The 16,122-nt window shown below is 60.8% G+C and carries 11 protein-coding genes; 7 read left to right on the top strand and 4 right to left on the bottom strand.

The window, feature by feature from the left end; genetic code table 11:
* Positions 1–12: 12 nt before the first annotated feature.
* Both ygfZ and NF676_RS07185 read left to right on the top strand, forming a co-directional pair.
* Complete coding sequence (gene ygfZ / locus NF676_RS07190) at positions 13–954, top strand: CAF17-like 4Fe-4S cluster assembly/insertion protein YgfZ (RefSeq protein WP_252887447.1); 942 nt, start codon at positions 13–15, stop codon at positions 952–954.
* Positions 955–988: 34 nt separating this feature from the next.
* Entirely contained in the window at positions 989–1,810 is an 822-nt protein-coding gene (locus NF676_RS07185) for an HDOD domain-containing protein (RefSeq protein ID WP_016770675.1), read from the top strand.
* Positions 1,811–1,939: 129 nt separating this feature from the next.
* Here NF676_RS07185 and NF676_RS07180 read toward each other — a convergent pair whose 3' ends face one another.
* Both NF676_RS07180 and NF676_RS07175 read right to left on the bottom strand, forming a co-directional pair.
* The gene (locus NF676_RS07180; RefSeq protein ID WP_039760888.1) at positions 1,940–3,325 is read right to left on the bottom strand and encodes a sensor histidine kinase; all 1,386 of its coding nucleotides are present in this window, start codon (positions 3,323–3,325) and stop codon (positions 1,940–1,942) included.
* On the bottom strand, positions 3,318–3,989 hold the full coding sequence (locus NF676_RS07175) for a response regulator (RefSeq protein WP_252885513.1): 672 nt from the start codon (positions 3,987–3,989) through the stop codon (positions 3,318–3,320). The genes NF676_RS07180 and NF676_RS07175 overlap by 8 nt, the downstream gene beginning before the upstream one ends.
* A 445-nt stretch (positions 3,990–4,434) precedes the next feature.
* On the opposite strand from NF676_RS07175, the gene NF676_RS07170 reads away from it, so the two are divergent.
* Genes NF676_RS07170 through NF676_RS07155 form a run of 4 tightly spaced genes read left to right on the top strand, consistent with a single transcriptional unit; the run spans position 4,435 to position 8,469 of the window.
* Complete coding sequence (locus tag NF676_RS07170) at positions 4,435–5,412, top strand: Bug family tripartite tricarboxylate transporter substrate binding protein (protein WP_024011991.1); 978 nt, start codon at positions 4,435–4,437, stop codon at positions 5,410–5,412.
* Between the two features lie 55 nt (positions 5,413–5,467).
* The gene (locus NF676_RS07165) at positions 5,468–5,926 is read left to right on the top strand and encodes a tripartite tricarboxylate transporter TctB family protein (RefSeq protein ID WP_095180598.1); all 459 of its coding nucleotides are present in this window, start codon (positions 5,468–5,470) and stop codon (positions 5,924–5,926) included.
* Between the two features lies 1 nt (position 5,927).
* Entirely contained in the window at positions 5,928–7,442 is a 1,515-nt protein-coding gene (locus tag NF676_RS07160) for a tripartite tricarboxylate transporter permease (protein ID WP_016771277.1), read from the top strand.
* Positions 7,435–8,469: an AbrB family transcriptional regulator gene (locus NF676_RS07155; RefSeq protein ID WP_056783516.1), complete on the top strand. Its 1,035-nt coding sequence runs from the start codon at positions 7,435–7,437 to the stop codon at positions 8,467–8,469. The genes NF676_RS07160 and NF676_RS07155 overlap by 8 nt, the downstream gene beginning before the upstream one ends.
* Before the next feature lie 119 nt (positions 8,470–8,588).
* Here the strand turns inward: NF676_RS07155 and ung are convergent, their stop codons facing one another.
* The gene (gene ung, locus NF676_RS07150) at positions 8,589–9,281 is read right to left on the bottom strand and encodes a uracil-DNA glycosylase (RefSeq protein ID WP_252877641.1); all 693 of its coding nucleotides are present in this window, start codon (positions 9,279–9,281) and stop codon (positions 8,589–8,591) included.
* A gap of 132 nt (positions 9,282–9,413) precedes the next feature.
* On the opposite strand from ung, the gene dspII reads away from it, so the two are divergent.
* Positions 9,414–10,526 carry an enoyl-CoA hydratase/isomerase DspII gene (gene dspII / locus NF676_RS07145; protein WP_095180596.1) on the top strand — a complete coding sequence of 371 codons (1,113 nt, stop codon included), beginning with the start codon at positions 9,414–9,416 and terminating at the stop codon, positions 10,524–10,526.
* A 64-nt stretch (positions 10,527–10,590) separates the two neighbouring features.
* On the opposite strand, the gene NF676_RS27565 is transcribed toward dspII, so the two are convergent.
* Positions 10,591–16,122 (bottom strand): calcium-binding protein, encoded by a 5,532-nt coding sequence (locus tag NF676_RS27565; RefSeq protein WP_290128314.1) that lies wholly within the window; start codon positions 16,120–16,122, stop codon positions 10,591–10,593.

Here is a 16,122-nt window from a genome sequence, read left to right as displayed (position 1 = left end):
CTGCGATGACCCATGGCCGATTCTGCTTTTTTCTGCACCCTGTCTCATGAAGGCGTACTCGCGGTTCGCGGTGCGGACGCCGGAAAATTCCTGCAAGGCCAGTTGACCTGCAACATCAATTACCTGAGCGACACCCGCGCCAGCCTCGGCGCCCGCTGCACACAGAAAGGCCGGATGCAGTCGAGCTTCCGTATTCTGCTTGAAGGTGACGGCGTGGTGATGGCGATGGCCAGCGAGCTGCTCGAGCCGCAACTGGCCGACCTGAAAAAGTACGCGGTGTTCTCCAAATCGAAACTGACCGATGAAAGCGCCGCCTGGGTGCGCTTCGGTCTGGCACATGGCGATGCAGCCCTGACCAGCCTCGGTCTGGCATTGCCCGCCGAAACCGACAGCGTTGTGCGCCATGAAGGCCTGATCGCAATTCGCGTTTCGCCCGAGCGCGCCGAACTCTGGGTGCCTGCCGCTCAGGCGCAAAGCGTGCAAAGCCAACTGTCGACCACCCTGCCTGAGGCCGAACTGAATCAATGGCTGCTGGGCCAGATCCGCGCCGGTATCGGCCAGGTCATGCCTTCCACTCGCGAGCTGTTTATCCCGCAGATGCTCAATTTGCAGGCGGTCGGCGGCGTGAGTTTCAAGAAAGGCTGCTACACCGGCCAGGAAATCGTCGCGCGCATGCAGTACCTGGGCAAGCTCAAGCGGCGCCTGTACCGCCTGCGCCTGGACGCGGCCGAGTTGCCGGAGCCCGGCACTCAGTTGTTCGCCCCCAGCCACAACAGCTCGATCGGCGAAGTGGTGCTGGCGGCCAATGCCGAGGGAAACATTGAACTCCTGGCCGTGTTGCAGGCCGAAGCTGCCGAAGCCGGTGATTTGCGTCTGGGCGCCCTCGAAGGCCCCGCGTTGCACGTGCTCGACCTGCCTTACGAACTGGATCGCGACCGCGAAATCCAGCGTTGATCGCAGCATTGTTGCAACACCCTAGAGAGTCCAAATGAGCGAACTGGCGGAAAAGGTCCAACAGGATTTGGTTGCGGCCATCGATAACGATGACCTGGTTCTGCCAACGTTGCCGGAAGTGGCCCTGCAGATTCGCAAGGCCGCCGAGGATCCGGAAATCAGCGTCAGCGATCTGAGCAAAGTCATCGGCCGCGACACCGCGCTGTCGGCGCGCCTGATCAAAGTGGTCAACAGTCCCCTGCTGCGCGCTGCGCAGGAAGTCACCGACCTGCACACCGCCATCACCCGTTTGGGCATCAACTACAGCAGCAACCTGGCTATCGGTCTGGTGATGGAGCAGATCTTCAATGCCCGCTCCGAGGTGGTCGAACAGAAGATGCGCGAAGTCTGGCGCAGCAGTCTGGAAATCGCTGGCGTCAGCTATGCCCTGTGTCGTCGTCACACTCAGCTCAAACCCGATCAGGCGGCACTCGGCGGGCTGGTGCATCAGATTGGCGTGCTGCCGATTCTGACTTACGCCGAAGACCACAATGAACTGCTCTCCGATGCGGTCAGCCTGACCCATGTGATCGAGCAGATTCACCCATTGCTGGGCGAGAAATTGCTGCGGGTCTGGGAGTTTCCCGAGCGCCTGGTGCATTTGCCGTTGCTGTATCAAGACTTCAGCCGCGACTCGACGCGCATCGATTACGTCGATGTCGTGCAAGTGGCCAATTTGTATTGCCGCAAGGACACCGATCATCCGTTTGCGCGGATTGACCCGTTTAGCGTGCCGGCGTTCAGGAAGCTGGGGATTGATCCGGAGAACAAGCAGTTCTGCGCGGATCTGGAAGAATCGCGGTCGATGTTCTACTGACCTGCGGTGAGGGGATTTATCCCCGTTGGGTTGCGAAGCGACCCTAGACTCTGCGATCCGAACCGCGACTGCTGCGCAGCCGAGCGGGGATAAATCCCCTCGCCACAAAAACCCCTGGTCACAAAAGTATTACCCGGCAATAAAGCTGACCCGCACCTTCAACCCTGCCTGCTCGCCATCATGCAAGGTGATCTGCGCCAGATGCGCGCGACAGATCTCGCCGACAATCGCCAAGCCCAGACCTGAGCCGGCGACCTGCTGATTACGCCGGTAAAACCGCTCGAACACCCGATCGCGCTCATGCAGCGGGATCCCGGGCCCGTCGTCCTCAACCTCAAGCACCGCCGGCGCCGTCACCCGCAAAATCACATTGCCGCCTGGTGGCGTATGCGCCAGCGCGTTGTCGACCAGATTGCTCAACAGTTCGTTGAGCAAGGTCGGTTCACCACGCAGCCACACCGGTTCATCCGCCTCCAGCGCCAACGCCACACCCCGTTTGTGCGCCAAAGGCGCCATGGCCATGCCCAGCTCTCGGGCCAATTGACTCAGATCGAGCAACTGCGCGCCGCCCTCGGCAATCGCCCGCGCACCGTTTTCGACCCGGGCCAGCGACAGCAGCTGATTGGCCAGATGGGTCAGGCGATCGGTGCTTTGTGCGGATGACTCAAGGGTGGTGCGCCAGGTTTCCGGTTCGTTTGAGCGCAGGCCCAATTCCAGGCGTGCCTTGAGTGCCGCCAGCGGCGTGCGCAACTCGTGAGCGGCATCGGCGATGAACTGCGCCTGCCGCTCGAACTGGCCGCGTAGCCTTTCGGTGAAATGATTGAGCGCGCGGACCAAGGGTCCCAGTTCATGCTGCACTTCCACCAACGGCAGTGGCCGCAAGTCGTCGGGCTGGCGTTCCTCAACGGCGGTTCTTAACCGCTCCAGCGGGCGCAACGCCGCACTCACCGCGAACCACACCAGCAACAATGCGCCCACGGCCAGCATGCCCAGGCGCAGCAACGTATCGGCCGCCAGACTGCGCGCCATGCTGACCCGCGCTTCGTCGGTTTCAGCCACGCGGATCTCCGCCATGCCGTTCATGTTCGGCTCGCTTACGGCCTTGAGCAGACTGACCACACGCACGTTCTGGCCGTTGTACTTCGCGTTGTAAAAGCGCGCGAGCGCCGGATAGCTGTCGGTACGCGGCGTGCCGGGCGGTGGCCCGGGAAGATTTTCGTAGCCGGAAATCAGCTTCTGGTGAATGTCGTTGACCTGGTAATAGATGCGCCCGGCGCTGTCGTAGGCGAAGGTGTCCAGCGCCACGTAAGGCACATCGGCGCTGAGGCTGCCATCACGCTGCGACAACCCGGCAGCGATGGTGCGTGCCGAGGCCAGCAGCGTGCGGTCATACGCGGTGTCGGCGGCTTCGCGACCGTTCCAGTAAGCGCTCAAGCCGCTGGCGAGCATCAGCACCACCAGCAACCATCCAAGGTTCCACAGCAACCGCCAGCGCAGGCTGCTGGGCTTATGCATCGCGGCTTTCCAGCAGATAGCCGAGGCCACGGAAGGTGACGATGGCCACGGACTGGCCATCGAGCTTCTTGCGCAAGCGGTGCACGTAGATTTCGATGGCGTCGGGGCTGGCTTCTTCGTCGAGGCCGAACACCTGCGCGGCCAGTTGCTCCTTGCTCATCACTCGCCCCGGCCGCGCGATCAACGCTTCGAGAACGGCTTGCTCGCGCGAGGTCAGGGTCAGCAGTTCGTCGCCGAGGGTGAAGCGCCGCGTATCGAGGTCGTAAGCCAGCACACCACAGCGCTGCTGACGCTCGCCGCCCAGCACACTGCGGCGTAGCAAGGCTTTGACCCGCGCTTCCAGTTCCGTCAGTTCGAACGGCTTGGCCAAGTAGTCGTCAGCACCGAGATTGAGACCATGCACGCGATCCTTGACGTCGCTGCGCGCGGTCAGCATCAACACCGGCAGGTTTTTGCCGCGTGCACGCAGCCGCGCCAGCACCTCGAAACCGTCCATGCGCGGCAGGCCTACGTCGAGGATCGCTACGGCGTATTCCTCGCTGCCCAACGCCAGGTCGGCAGCTACGCCATCGTGCAACACATCCACCGTCAGACCGGTGCTCTTGAGCGCCTGAGCGACGCTTTCGGCCAGTTGCAAATGGTCTTCGACGAGCAGGACACGCATGGATTTTTACCTCGTTCAGGGTTGGCCGACGCCACGCTTTGTCGCGGAGTTTACAGCCGCAACCGCCGCTGTGAAGCCCGAAAAACCGTGAAAGACAATTGAAAGGTTGTTGAAAGGTTAGCCGGTTAGAGTCGGCCCACGGACAGTTTCGACTGTCGCCGCTGCCGCCACACAGCGCAACGCAAAACGCCATGAAGCGTTTTCGACTCATAAGAACAATAACGGAGTACCCCAGCATGCCCTCCATGCGCACCGAGGCTGTAATGCCTGCTCGCCTTGCTCGATTCCACCGTTGCACCGTCGGCTTCTCGCCGCAGTCCTGTTTCCCCTCCGTTGTTTCAGTCGTTGCGCGCGCGCCGCGAGAAAACTGCGCCTGCCGCTAGGTTTTCGCGTTGCCCTTTGGTCATTCGGTCCATCCATAACAACAACTCCTCTGGAGACTCAAATGAACGTATCACTGCGTAAAGTTGCTCTCGCCGCTGGCGCGATGCTGTTTGCCGGCCAACTCATGGCCGAGCCGAAACGTCCGGAATGCATCGCCCCCGCCTCCCCCGGCGGCGGTTTCGACCTGACCTGCAAACTGGTGCAGAGCGCACTGGTCAACCAGAAGTTGTTGAGCAAGCCGATGCGCGTGACCTACATGCCCGGCGGCGTCGGCGCGGTGGCGTACAACGCGGTGGTGGCACAACGTCCGGCGGATGCCGGCACGCTGGTGGCGTGGTCGAGCGGTTCGCTGTTGAACCTGGCCCAGGGCAAGTTCGGCCGCTTCGATGAAACCAACGTGCGCTGGCTCGCGGCCGTCGGCACCAGCTACGGCGCCATCGCAGTGAAAAGCGATTCGCCCTACAAGACCCTCGACGATCTCGTCCAGGCGTTGAAGAAAGATCCAGGCTCGGTGGTTATCGGCTCCGGCGGCACCGTCGGCAGCCAGGACTGGATGCAGACCGCACTGATCGCCAAGGCCGCCGGCATCAACCCGCGCGAGCTGCGTTATGTGGCACTCGAAGGCGGCGGTGAGATCGCCACGGCCCTGCTCGGCGGCCACATCCAGGTCGGCAGTACCGACATCTCCGACTCCATGCCGCACATCCAGAGCGGTGACATGCGTCTGCTCGCGGTGTTCTCGGACAAGCGTCTCGACGAACCGGAAATGAAGGACATCCCGACCGCTCGCGAGCAAGGCTACGACATCGTCTGGCCGGTGGTGCGCGGCTTCTACCTCGGGCCAAAAGTCAGCGACGAAGACTACGCCTGGTGGAAAGACTCGTTCGACAAACTGCTGGCTTCCGACGAGTTCGCCAAGCTGCGCGATCAGCGTGAGCTGTTCCCGTTCGCCATGACCGGCCCGGAACTGGACACCTACGTGAAGAAGCAGGTCGCCGACTACAAAGTGCTGGCCAAAGAGTTCGGCCTGATCCAGTGATCGTCTCTGTCTAGTGGCTGCGTCTCCTACGCGGGGACGCAGCACAGGAGCTCCCATGCTTATTCAACGCATTTTCGCCTCGGTGTTGCTGCTGGTGTGTGCCGGCCTGGCACTGATGGCGTGGCCGTACCAAGCGGCTTTTTCCTATGAACCCGTCGGCCCACGCGCCTTTCCGCTGCTGATGCTCGGCCTGATGGGGCTGGCGCTGCTGTACATGGTGGTTCGCCCGGCCCCCATCAAACACAACCCGGATGAGCCGCCGCTGGATCGCGAAACCCTGACCAAGATCGGTCTGTGCGTGGTGTTGCTGCTGGTGTTTGCCGGCACCTTCGAACCCCTTGGCTTCATCGTGGCCAGCATCATTACCGGCGTACCGATGGCCCGTCTCTATGGCGGCCGCTGGCTGCCGAGCGTGGTCATCATCAGCCTGATGGCGGTTGGTCTCTATCTGCTGTTCGATCGCTTGATGGATGTTCCGCTGCCCCTCGGCCTGCTCAGCGTCCTGGAGAACTGATATGGATACCCTTGGCTATTTGGGTCAGGGCTTCGGCGTCGCGCTGAGCCCGTACAACCTGGTGACCGCCCTGTGCGGCACCCTGATCGGCACCGTCGTCGGCCTGTTGCCGGGCCTTGGTCCGATCAATGGCGTGGCGTTGCTGATTCCGATCGCGTTCGCGCTCGGCCTGCCGCCGGAGTCGGCGCTGATCCTGCTCGCGGCGGTGTATCTGGGCTGCGAATACGGTGGCCGGATCAGCTCGATCCTGCTGAACATTCCGGGTGAAGCTTCCACCGTCATGACCACCCTCGACGGCTACCCGATGGCTCGTAAAGGTATGGCCGGTGTCGCGCTGTCACTGTCGGCGTGGAGTTCGTTCATCGGCGCGTTCATCGCCACCTGCGGCATGGTGCTGTTTGCGCCGCTGCTGGCGAAATGGGCGATTGCCTTCGGACCGGCGGAATACTTCGTGTTGATGGTGTTCGCGATTGTCTGTCTCGGCGGCATGGCTGGTGATCGACCGTTGAAGACCTTTATTGCGGCGCTGATCGGCCTGTTCCTTTCCACCGTCGGCATCGACGCCAACAGTGGCGTGTACCGTTTCACCGGCGACAACATTCACCTGACCGACGGCATCCAGTTCGTGGTGCTGGTGCTGGGTCTGTTCTCGATCAGCGAAATCCTCCTGCTGCTGGAAAAGACCCACCACGGCCAGGAAGCGGTGAAAGCCACCGGCCGGATGATGTTCAACTTCAAGGAAGCGGCGTCGGTTTTCGTCGTCAACGTGCGCTGCGGCGTGCTCGGTTTCATCATGGGCGTGCTGCCCGGTGCCGGCGCAACGCTCGCCAGTGCCGTGGCCTACATGACCGAGAAGCGCATCGCCGGCACCAGCGGCAAATTCGGTGAAGGCGATCCCCGTGGTCTGGCAGCGCCGGAAACCGCGATCGGCGGCGCGGCGTGCGGCGCTCTCGTTCCGATGCTGACCCTCGGCGTTCCGGGTTCGGGCACAACTGCGGTGATGATCGGCGCGCTGTCGCTGTACAACATCACCCCGGGTCCACTGCTGTTCCAACAGCAACCGGACATCGTCTGGGGTCTGATCGCGTCGTTGTTCATCGCCAACGTGATGCTGGTGATCCTCAACATCCCGATGATCCGCGTATTCACCCGCATCCTCGCCGTGCCGAACTGGGCGCTGGTGCCGATCATCGCGATCATCACCGGGATCGGCGTTTACGCGGTGCACGCGACCACCTTCGATCTGTTCCTGATGATCGGTATCGGCATCTTCGGTTACATCCTGCGCAAGCTGGATTTCCCGCTGTCGCCGCTGCTGCTGGGCTTCATCCTCGGTGGCCTGATGGAGCAGAACCTGCGTCGCGCGCTGTCGATCTCCAATGGCGCGTTGGAGATTCTCTGGTCGAGTCCGATCACCTTCGGTTGCTGGATCCTCACCGCGATCATGCTGCTGATGCCGCTGATTCGCATCTGGCGTAAACGTTCGGCGGCACGGCGCGTCATTGCCGATGTTTGATCGCTTGTCCCTGAAAGCCTGGTGGGGCACCCCGCTGGTCGGTCTGCTTGGCGGTTTCATCGCCAGCCAGATCGGCTGGCCGCTACCGTGGATGGTCGGCTCGTTGCTGGCGATCATCCTGGTGCGCTGCCTGACGCCGTGGCAACTGGCGGAAATCCCTGGCGGGCGCAAGTGCGGCCAGTGGATCGTCGGCATCGGTATCGGCCTGCACTTCACCCCGCTGGTGATGGAACAGGTGCTCAGTCATTTCGGTTTGATCTTCTTCGGTGCATTGGTTACCAGCCTGTCGGCGGTGGTCGGCGTGTGGCTGATGCGCCGCACCGGCGAGGATCGCGCCACGGCTTTTTTCTCAAGCATGCCCGGTGGTTCCGGGGAGATGGTCAACCTCGGCGCGCGTAACGGTGCACTGCTCAGCCATGTCGCGGCCGGGCAGAGTCTGCGGGTGTTGGTGGTGGTGTTGTGCGTGCCGGCGGCGTTCAAGTATCTGCTCGGTGACGGCACGCCGATTTCTCACGCCGGCAGCGTCGATTGGCGCTGGCTGGCGATTCTGTTTCCGGCGGGCGCCCTGCTCGCCTGGCTCTGGCAGCGTCTGCGCCAACCCAATCCATGGCTGTTCGGGCCGTTACTGGTCAGTGCGGCGGTGAGCATTACGTGGGATCTGCACATCGGTTTGCCCAATGGCGGCAGTCAGATCGGCCAATGGCTGATTGGCAGCGGTCTGGGCTGTCACTTCAATCGGCAGTTCTTCCGCCGCGCGCCGTCGTTCATGGGCCGGACGTTGATCGGCACGGCGCTGACCATGTTGATCGCGTCGCTGGCGGCGCTGGGCTTGAGTGCATTGACCCATCTGGATCTGCGTTCGCTGACCCTGGGCATGATGCCGGGCGGGATCGCCGAGATGAGCCTGACGGCGGAGACCCTGCAACTGTCGGTGCCGCTGGTGACGGCGATGCAGGTGATGCGGCTGTTGTTTGTGCTGTTTCTGGCGGAGCCGTTGTTCAAGTACTGGAATCGTCATCCCGCCTAAGTCTGCGAGATCGGGTCGCTCTTTTCGCGAGCAGGCTCGCTCCCACAGGGGGTTTGTGGCTTGCACACAATTCCTGTGGGAGCGAGCCTGCTCGCGAAGGGGCCAACCCGGTCGACACATCAAATCGGTGGCAAGCGCCAGTCGATCGGCGTTTCGCCATTCTGTTCGAGAAACTTGTTGGTCCGGCTGAAATGCCCACAGCCCAAAAACCCGCGATAGGCCGACAACGGCGACGGATGCACCGAGGTCAGCACCAGGTGCTTGGTCGCGTCGATCAGCTTCTGCTTGCTCTGCGCATGGGCGCCCCAGAGCATGAACACCAGATGCGGCTGCCGCTCGCTGACCACCTCAATGATGCGGTCGGTGAAGTGTTGCCAGCCCTTGTCCTTGTGCGCGTTGGCGTTGGCGCGCTCAACCGTCATGGTGGTGTTGAGCAGCAGCACGCCCTGTTCGGCCCAGCTCTGCAGGTAGCCGTGGTTGGGAATGTCGATATTGAGGTCGCGTTTCAGCTCTTTATAGATGTTGACCAGCGACGGCGGCGCCGGCACGCCCGGTTGCACCGAGAAACACAGACCGTGGGCCTGGCCCGGGCCGTGGTACGGGTCCTGGCCGAGGATCACCACTTTCACCTTGTCCAGCGGCGTTGAGTTCAGTGCGTTGAAAATCAGCGGTCCCGGCGGATAGATCTCCTTGCCGGCTGCCCGCTCCTGCTGCAGAAAGCTGCGCAACTCTGCCATGTAAGGCTGGTCGAACTCAGCACGCAGTGCCTCCTTCCAGCTCGGTTCGAGTTTGATACGGTCGTCAGCAGTCATGGTCATTTCCGGCAAAAACAATGGGGCGAACCCTAGGAAAGCCGACCACGCTTGTCAATTGATCTGACGCAGATCCGGCACTTTCCCCCATAGCGATCATACTGATCGCTCAAATTTCCGATCGAGGTCACGATGAATCTGCACTTCGAAGAACTTACCGGCACCGACGGCGCACGCATCGGCATCGCCAGCCTGGATGCCGAAAAATCGTTGAACGCGCTGTCACTGTCGATGATCAACGCCCTCAGCGACAAATTGAACGCCTGGGCCAATGACCCGCAAATCGTCTGCGTGCTGCTGCGCGGCAACGGCGCCAAAGCCTTCTGCGCCGGCGGTGAGGTGCGCAGCCTGGTCGAAGCCTGCCGCGCTCACCCCGGCGAAGTCCCGCCGTTGGCCGCGCAGTTTTTCAGCGCGGAATATCGCCTCGATTACAGCCTGCATACCTATCCCAAGCCGCTGATCTGCTGGGGTCACGGTTATGTGCTCGGTGGCGGCATGGGCCTGTTGCAGGGCGCCAGCACGCGGATCGTCACGCCGAGCAGCCGTCTGGCGATGCCGGAAATCACTATTGGACTGTATCCGGACGTCGGCGCCAGTTGGTTTCTCGCCCGATTGCCGGGCAAGCTCGGCTTGTTTCTCGGCCTGACCGGCGCGCACATCAACGGCCGTGATGCGCTGGATCTGGATCTGGCCGATCGCTTCCTGCTCGACGAACAGCAACCGCAATTGATCGAAGGCCTGCTGCAATTGAACTGGCAGGAACAGACCGCCATGCAGCTCAACAGCCTGCTCAAGGCTCTGCAGCAGGAGGCACTTGAGCAAATGCCCGAAGCGCAGTGGCTGCCGCGTCGCCAGCTGATCGACGAACTGCTCGACGTCAGCGACGTCACCTGTGCGTGGAAAGCCATCAGTCTGCACCGCGACAGCAGCGATCCATTGATCGCCCGAGCGGCGAAAACCATGACCGAGGGCTCGCCGCTGACCGCGCATCTGGTCTGGGAACAGATCAGCCGCGCGCGGCACATGTCGCTGGCCGAAGTATTCCAGATGGAATACACCCTGAGCCTCAATTGCTGCCGTCATCCGGAATTCAGCGAAGGCGTGCGGGCGCGTTTGATCGACAAGGATCAGAAGCCGCATTGGCACTGGCCGGACATCAATAACGTGCCGGATGCGGTGGTCGAGGCGCACTTTCATAAAGTCTGGGAGGGGCGGCATCCGTTAGCGGATCTGACCCAGTATTGAGGTGACGCGAGGCCCGCGATGGCGACTGGATTGCCATCGCGGGCCGGCTCAATCGGTCGTCCTGTCAGACATTCAGTTCGTAGAACTCAATGATTTCCTTGATTGCCCGCTGCGCTTCATCGTCGCCCTTTATCAAAATATCCTCGACATTCCTCAGTGGCGGAAGCGGGTGCAGACGTTCAGCAATCTGCGTCGCGCTGTAGTCTTGAGTCGCTGTTCCTTCGCTGACTCTTATGAAGCCAATAGCGTTTTCACCTTCGGCAAAATGACTGGAAACCCGGATTTTCGGTGCCATGCCGTAGTCGACCACGATCACCAGATCATCACGCTCACGGTGAAACTTCAGGTTGTCGATCGTCAGCATGCGCTCGGAAAAATCGATCCCGTCCAGGCCGCCTCCGTTGTTGATGATCACGTCTCTGCCGAGGCCATCGTATCGGTAGATATCATTTCCCGCGCCGCCGGTTAGCGTGTCATTGCCCGGCCCACCCAGCAGCAGATCATCACCGGGGCTGCCCGTGAGCACGTCATCCCCGTGCATGCCTCGGATCTCTCCCGCGCCGCTTATCGTGTCATTGCCGCGACCGCCCACGAGTGGCAGCGCTCGTCCGTCTCGCAAGGAAGTTGAACGGGTGGGATGGTTGACGATGACACCCGTATGAAAAGTCTCGGGCGCAGGTCCCAGCTGACTTGATTCCAGGAGCTGCTTCAAACTTGCGACCGACCCATCGGCGAACTTGACGAGTTCAATACCGGCCCCCTCAAGTTCACCGTTGTGGGGCCAGACGATGCGGACTTTCTGTGTCCCGCCCCATTGGATATCGAGCGTCGGATGGAGCATTTTCGCTCTCGGCGGGTTGCGGTAAGCCGCGCGACCCGGGTTGGGTTCCAGCTCGACATGAGTGGTCTCTATCAGCGCAGCACCCCAGCTCAATTGCAGTGCATCGCGCTGCGCATCTGCTGGAAGAACGACCGTGTCCTGATCGATCAATCCGTACTCGTCTTTCCACCCCGCTATGCCAACTTCTGCGCGGTGGAAAACAGGGTTCGGCACATCCGCAATCGTGGTGGTCGCTGCGGCGTGCGCTTGCACGATGTAGGTGTCGGCGCCGTCTTCGCCGTAGAGCCAGTCATCACCCGATCCGCTGAGCAGATAGTCGGCGCCCTCGAAGCCGAGCAAGGTATCGTCACCTGCACCTGCGGATAAAAACGCGCCCGGTGTTCTGTCGCCGACAGTGCCGTAGTCAAGTGGGGAGCCTGCATAAGCGACGATCAGATCATCACCCGCGCCGCCGTGGAAAACGTTTTCCACTTCGACGTTGACTCGCCCGCCGGCATCGTCGCCATGGACGATTTTGCGTTTGATCGTTTCAGTTGTGACATCCCAGCGAAACGCCTTGGGCACTGTTGCGCCCGAACTGAAGCTTGCCGCCGGATAGACGTACCAGCCTTCAAGCGCGCCGGATTCCTCTCGGTCCTCAACCAATACGTCGCCCGAATTGAATGAAAACCCGTTGGCCGAACCGGATCGATAATAGCGAAGCTCCTGACTTGAAGAGGCTGTCGCTCCCTCGGATTTCACCTGTTTATTTTCGACACGGGTTGTGGTTGTCGACTGCCTTTCACTGACCACGGCGTGCCCTGCATCAACCTTCATCCATGGCGGCGTTTCAGACAGTGTCCCCGCTTCGACGCTGCCATCGATCAGCTCCGTGTGAGTGGTGTAACCGGTGTCGCTGGTAGTGATATGGCTGCGAACCCAGACGCCTTGCTCATTCAAGGTAAAACCTGTGGCGTGTCTGCGGGCGGAGCGTTTTGACTTGATTTGCGCGAGGAACTCATCGGTCCAGTTGACCGTTTGAACAGACGCCACCGGGCCTTGCGCCGCAGCGGTCACATCATCTGGCTTAACCGGATCCGCAACATTGCTTTCAGGGGTTGCCGGGGCGGTGACAGGTTCTGGTACGAGTGATTCGGCCGTCTCTATCGGTGGCAATGTTTTGCGCAGGACATCCTCATAACCCAGTACAACACCATCGCTGAAACTGAATGTGGAATCCTTCCACCGCTCGTGATTCTTGATGAGTATTGCGTCGCCCGTGCCATTGGCCAGTCGCAACACCGTGCCGACGGTAGCGTCGATAACGTCGGCCTTCAGGCTTTGCGCGCAAAACCCTGCACCGAACCTGATGATGTTGCGGCCGCCGGCATCGGTGACGATATCCAGACCGTCGCCAGCGCCGAAATAGTAGATGTCAGCGCCATCCATGCCATCCAGCACGTCAGCACCGGGACCGCCATCAAACACGTTGTCGCCAGAATCGCCGCGAAGGTAGTCCGTCCCTTCCCCGCCCAGCAAGGTGTCGTTGCCAGCGCCTCCGAGCAGCGTGTCGTTGCCTGAGCCACCGTGCAGATAATCGGCATTCTGCTCGGCCTCAGCGCTGTTTTCGTAATCGCCGGCAAGGATGTCGTCACCCGCGCCGCCGTACAGCGTGTCGGCACCGAAACCACCCTGTAACGTATCGTTTCCTTCTCCGCCCTGAAGCACGTCGTTGTTGCTTCCGCCCGGTTGCAGGTCAGATACGTCGCCATCGAGGAAATCAGCCCCTGCGCCACCCGCCAGCGTATCTGCGCCGCCCATGCCTCGCAGGGTGTCATCCCCCGCGCCGCCATCGAGAAAGTCGTTGCCGTGATAACGAACCGGATGGTCAGGGCTGTCGCCGATCAGATCGTCATGGCCTTCGCCGCCGAAGAGCAGATCATCGCCACCGCCGCCCCAGAGCGTGTCATCGCCGAGGCCACCGTCCAGCAGATCATCGCCAAAAAAATGCGCGGCATCGCCTTCGACGCCGTCCAGTACGCCGTCATCACCCTGCAAAATGTCGTTGCCAGGGCCGCCATACAAAGCGTCGCTGCCACCGTTACCGCCGAGTGAATCATCACCACTGCCGCCGTCCAGCACATCGTTGCCATGGTGTCTGCTGGGCAGGCCACCGCCCCAATCGAGGTTGTCACCAAGCATCACGTCGTTGCCGCTGCCACCGGCCAGGGTGTCGTTACCTTGATCGCCTTTGAGAAAATCGTCGTCAGCTCCGCCGTCAAGCAGGTCCTCCCCCCAGCCGCCGTCGATAAAGTCCTTGCCACCCTGACCGTACAGCACGTCGTCACCGCCCTCGGAGGCACTGTTTATCGAGGCCTTTGAAAAGACCGTTCGGTGACTCGTCACACCGCCAGCAATAGTGACGGTAGCGTGTTTGACCGCCCAACCCTGCTCCAGCGCACCGGTGGTTTCGTCTCCGGATAACACATCGTCGCCAGCACCGCCGATCAAGGTATCCCGGTCATTGCCACCGAGCAGAACATCTCGGGATGCCGTACCGATAAGCAAATCGTCACCTTGTCCGCCGCCGAGCCAGTCTCCGCGACTTGCCTTGCCCTTGGCGTCACCGTCGGCCATAGCATTTTCGAGCGTCGTCTGCTTGTCGCCGAATAACCGATCGTCTCCAGCCTTGCCAAACAATCGATCAGAACCGCCCAGGCCGAGAATGACATCGTCTGCGGCGGAACCGTAAAGTACGTCGGCCTTGTTGCGCTGTTTGACCTTGGGCAGCAGCACCACGTTGCCCAGCTCATCAAAGGAGGGCTGATCGCCGGGGACAGTGGGATCGGCGTCTTTGGCTTTCCAGTCGCCCTGAAGCGTCAAATCCGCAGCAGTGAGCGGCTGCCCCTCGTATTCAGGGAGGCGGATGCCAAGCATCCCGGGCTGGAAGTTTTTGATCACCACCAGATCGCCCTGGCCGTATTTGATGTTGAGGGTGTTTTCAACAAGCGCCAGGGTGATGGACCGATCCTCGGTAGACCAGATGTTGCTCAGAGGCGCGCGGCGTTTGAGTGCGGGAATCGGTGCGCCGTTGATCCACAGCTGCCCATCGGCGTTGGCATCAAGAATCTCGTCGAGGCCATCGCCGCTGGCGAATTCATAACGGTCGTTGCCTTCGCCCCCGATCAAGGAGTCGTTACCCTTTCCTCCGATCAGAACATCGTCACCGGCCATCCCGTACAACTCATCATTGCCGTCACCTCCGGTTAGCGAGTCATTGCCGCGACCACCTTCAATTGCATCGTGACCGGCCATCCCATCGATGGAGTCATTGCCCTCGCCGCCATACAGATGATCGGCATTGGCGCCACCAGCGAAAGATCGCCCGCCGTCATCACCGAACATGGCCAACGAGTTCAGCACTCCGGTGGTCATCGGCGCCTGTTTGCCGGAGGCGAGATCGGAGTAGGAAAACTGCTGCAGCGAGTGTTCTCCAAACGAGCCTTGGGTTCGGGCAATCAAACGGGCGAGCATCTGCGCACGGTCCGCCAGCCACTGCGCGGTGATAAAGCCTTCGCCAGTGTGCGGATCGTAAAGCTCGAGGTTGCGGTCGGGATAACCGTCGGCTCGTTCTATGACGACTTCACTGAGTTGCTGCAAAGAGTTGCGCAATGCCAGACCGAGCGGCGTCGCCTCGCCTGCAAGTTTTGCCCATGCATCGGCATTACCGAACTCGCCTATTGTCCGGTTGACGATGCTTTGCGACTGCTCCGGGGAAAATGCCGAGAAGAAGGCGTAAGCGTTGCTGGCGAAGGTTTCGTTGGTGGTGGGTATGGCAGCAGAATCGCCGTCGTAAGTGCGCTTGAACATGTCGAGAAATTCGTTCTGGCCGTAGCGCAAGATCAGCTCGACCACGGCGGCAACAGGTGTGCCTTTGACTACATGCTGAATCAGCGGATTCACACTGCCACTGGCCAGCGCGATATTGATTTGCTCGGGTACGACCGAGAGCAGACTTTGCAGTGGATTGATGCCGAAATTGCTGATCGCCGCGCGCAGGCCGACGCTGTAGGCGTCGATGGCGAAGAGAATGTTTTTATAGTCGTCGAGCCGGTTGGCTTTTGCCTGAGTGGGTGGGCCGTCATCTTCCGCATTCGGGTCGCCAGCAGAGATCAGTCTCCACGTTTCATAGGGAGGTTTACCGCCCAGCAGGCTGAATCCGACTGTTCCAGACCAACCGGAGTTACGTTTCACGGCGGTGTCGTCCTCCCCGCAAACCTCCTTGAACAGAGCCTCGCCAATCGCGCTGGCGTCGATTTCAGCGATCTGGCTGATTGACGGAACCGTCCACGGCGCCAGTTGACCGGCAAGGGATCCGTTGATCAGGGTATTGATGAAGTTGACGGCAACCTGGTTGGATGAAAGCTGCATCAGGTCTTCACTGAAAATTGTATTCAGTCTCAGTTCACCCTGGCGGGAGGTGTAACCACGAATCAGGGCAGAGTAGGCACCGTTTCCACCGTTGGCATCAATGGCCACGGCAAGCCAGAGTCTGGCGCTTTTCAGCACTTCTCCGGCCTCTTTATCGGCAGTTACAACGTCAGAAACTTTTTCACCAATAATGTCGAATAGCTTTTGGTACAGGGGGGCGCAGCTTGCCCCTGCTATTTTCAGCGCATCGTACTGAATTTGTTTTGAGCTCAGCCTCATTCCTTTGCAAATATTAGCCGCGTTGAAAATCTCTGATTTTTCCATGTCGCTAAAAACATAACTCAT

It is taken from the genome of Pseudomonas siliginis (assembly GCF_024072275.1).
GTDB classification, from domain to species: Bacteria; Pseudomonadota; Gammaproteobacteria; order Pseudomonadales; family Pseudomonadaceae; genus Aquipseudomonas; species Aquipseudomonas siliginis.
The sequence above is the reverse complement of the archived record's forward strand: the minus strand, read 5'-3'. Positions and strand labels throughout refer to the sequence as shown.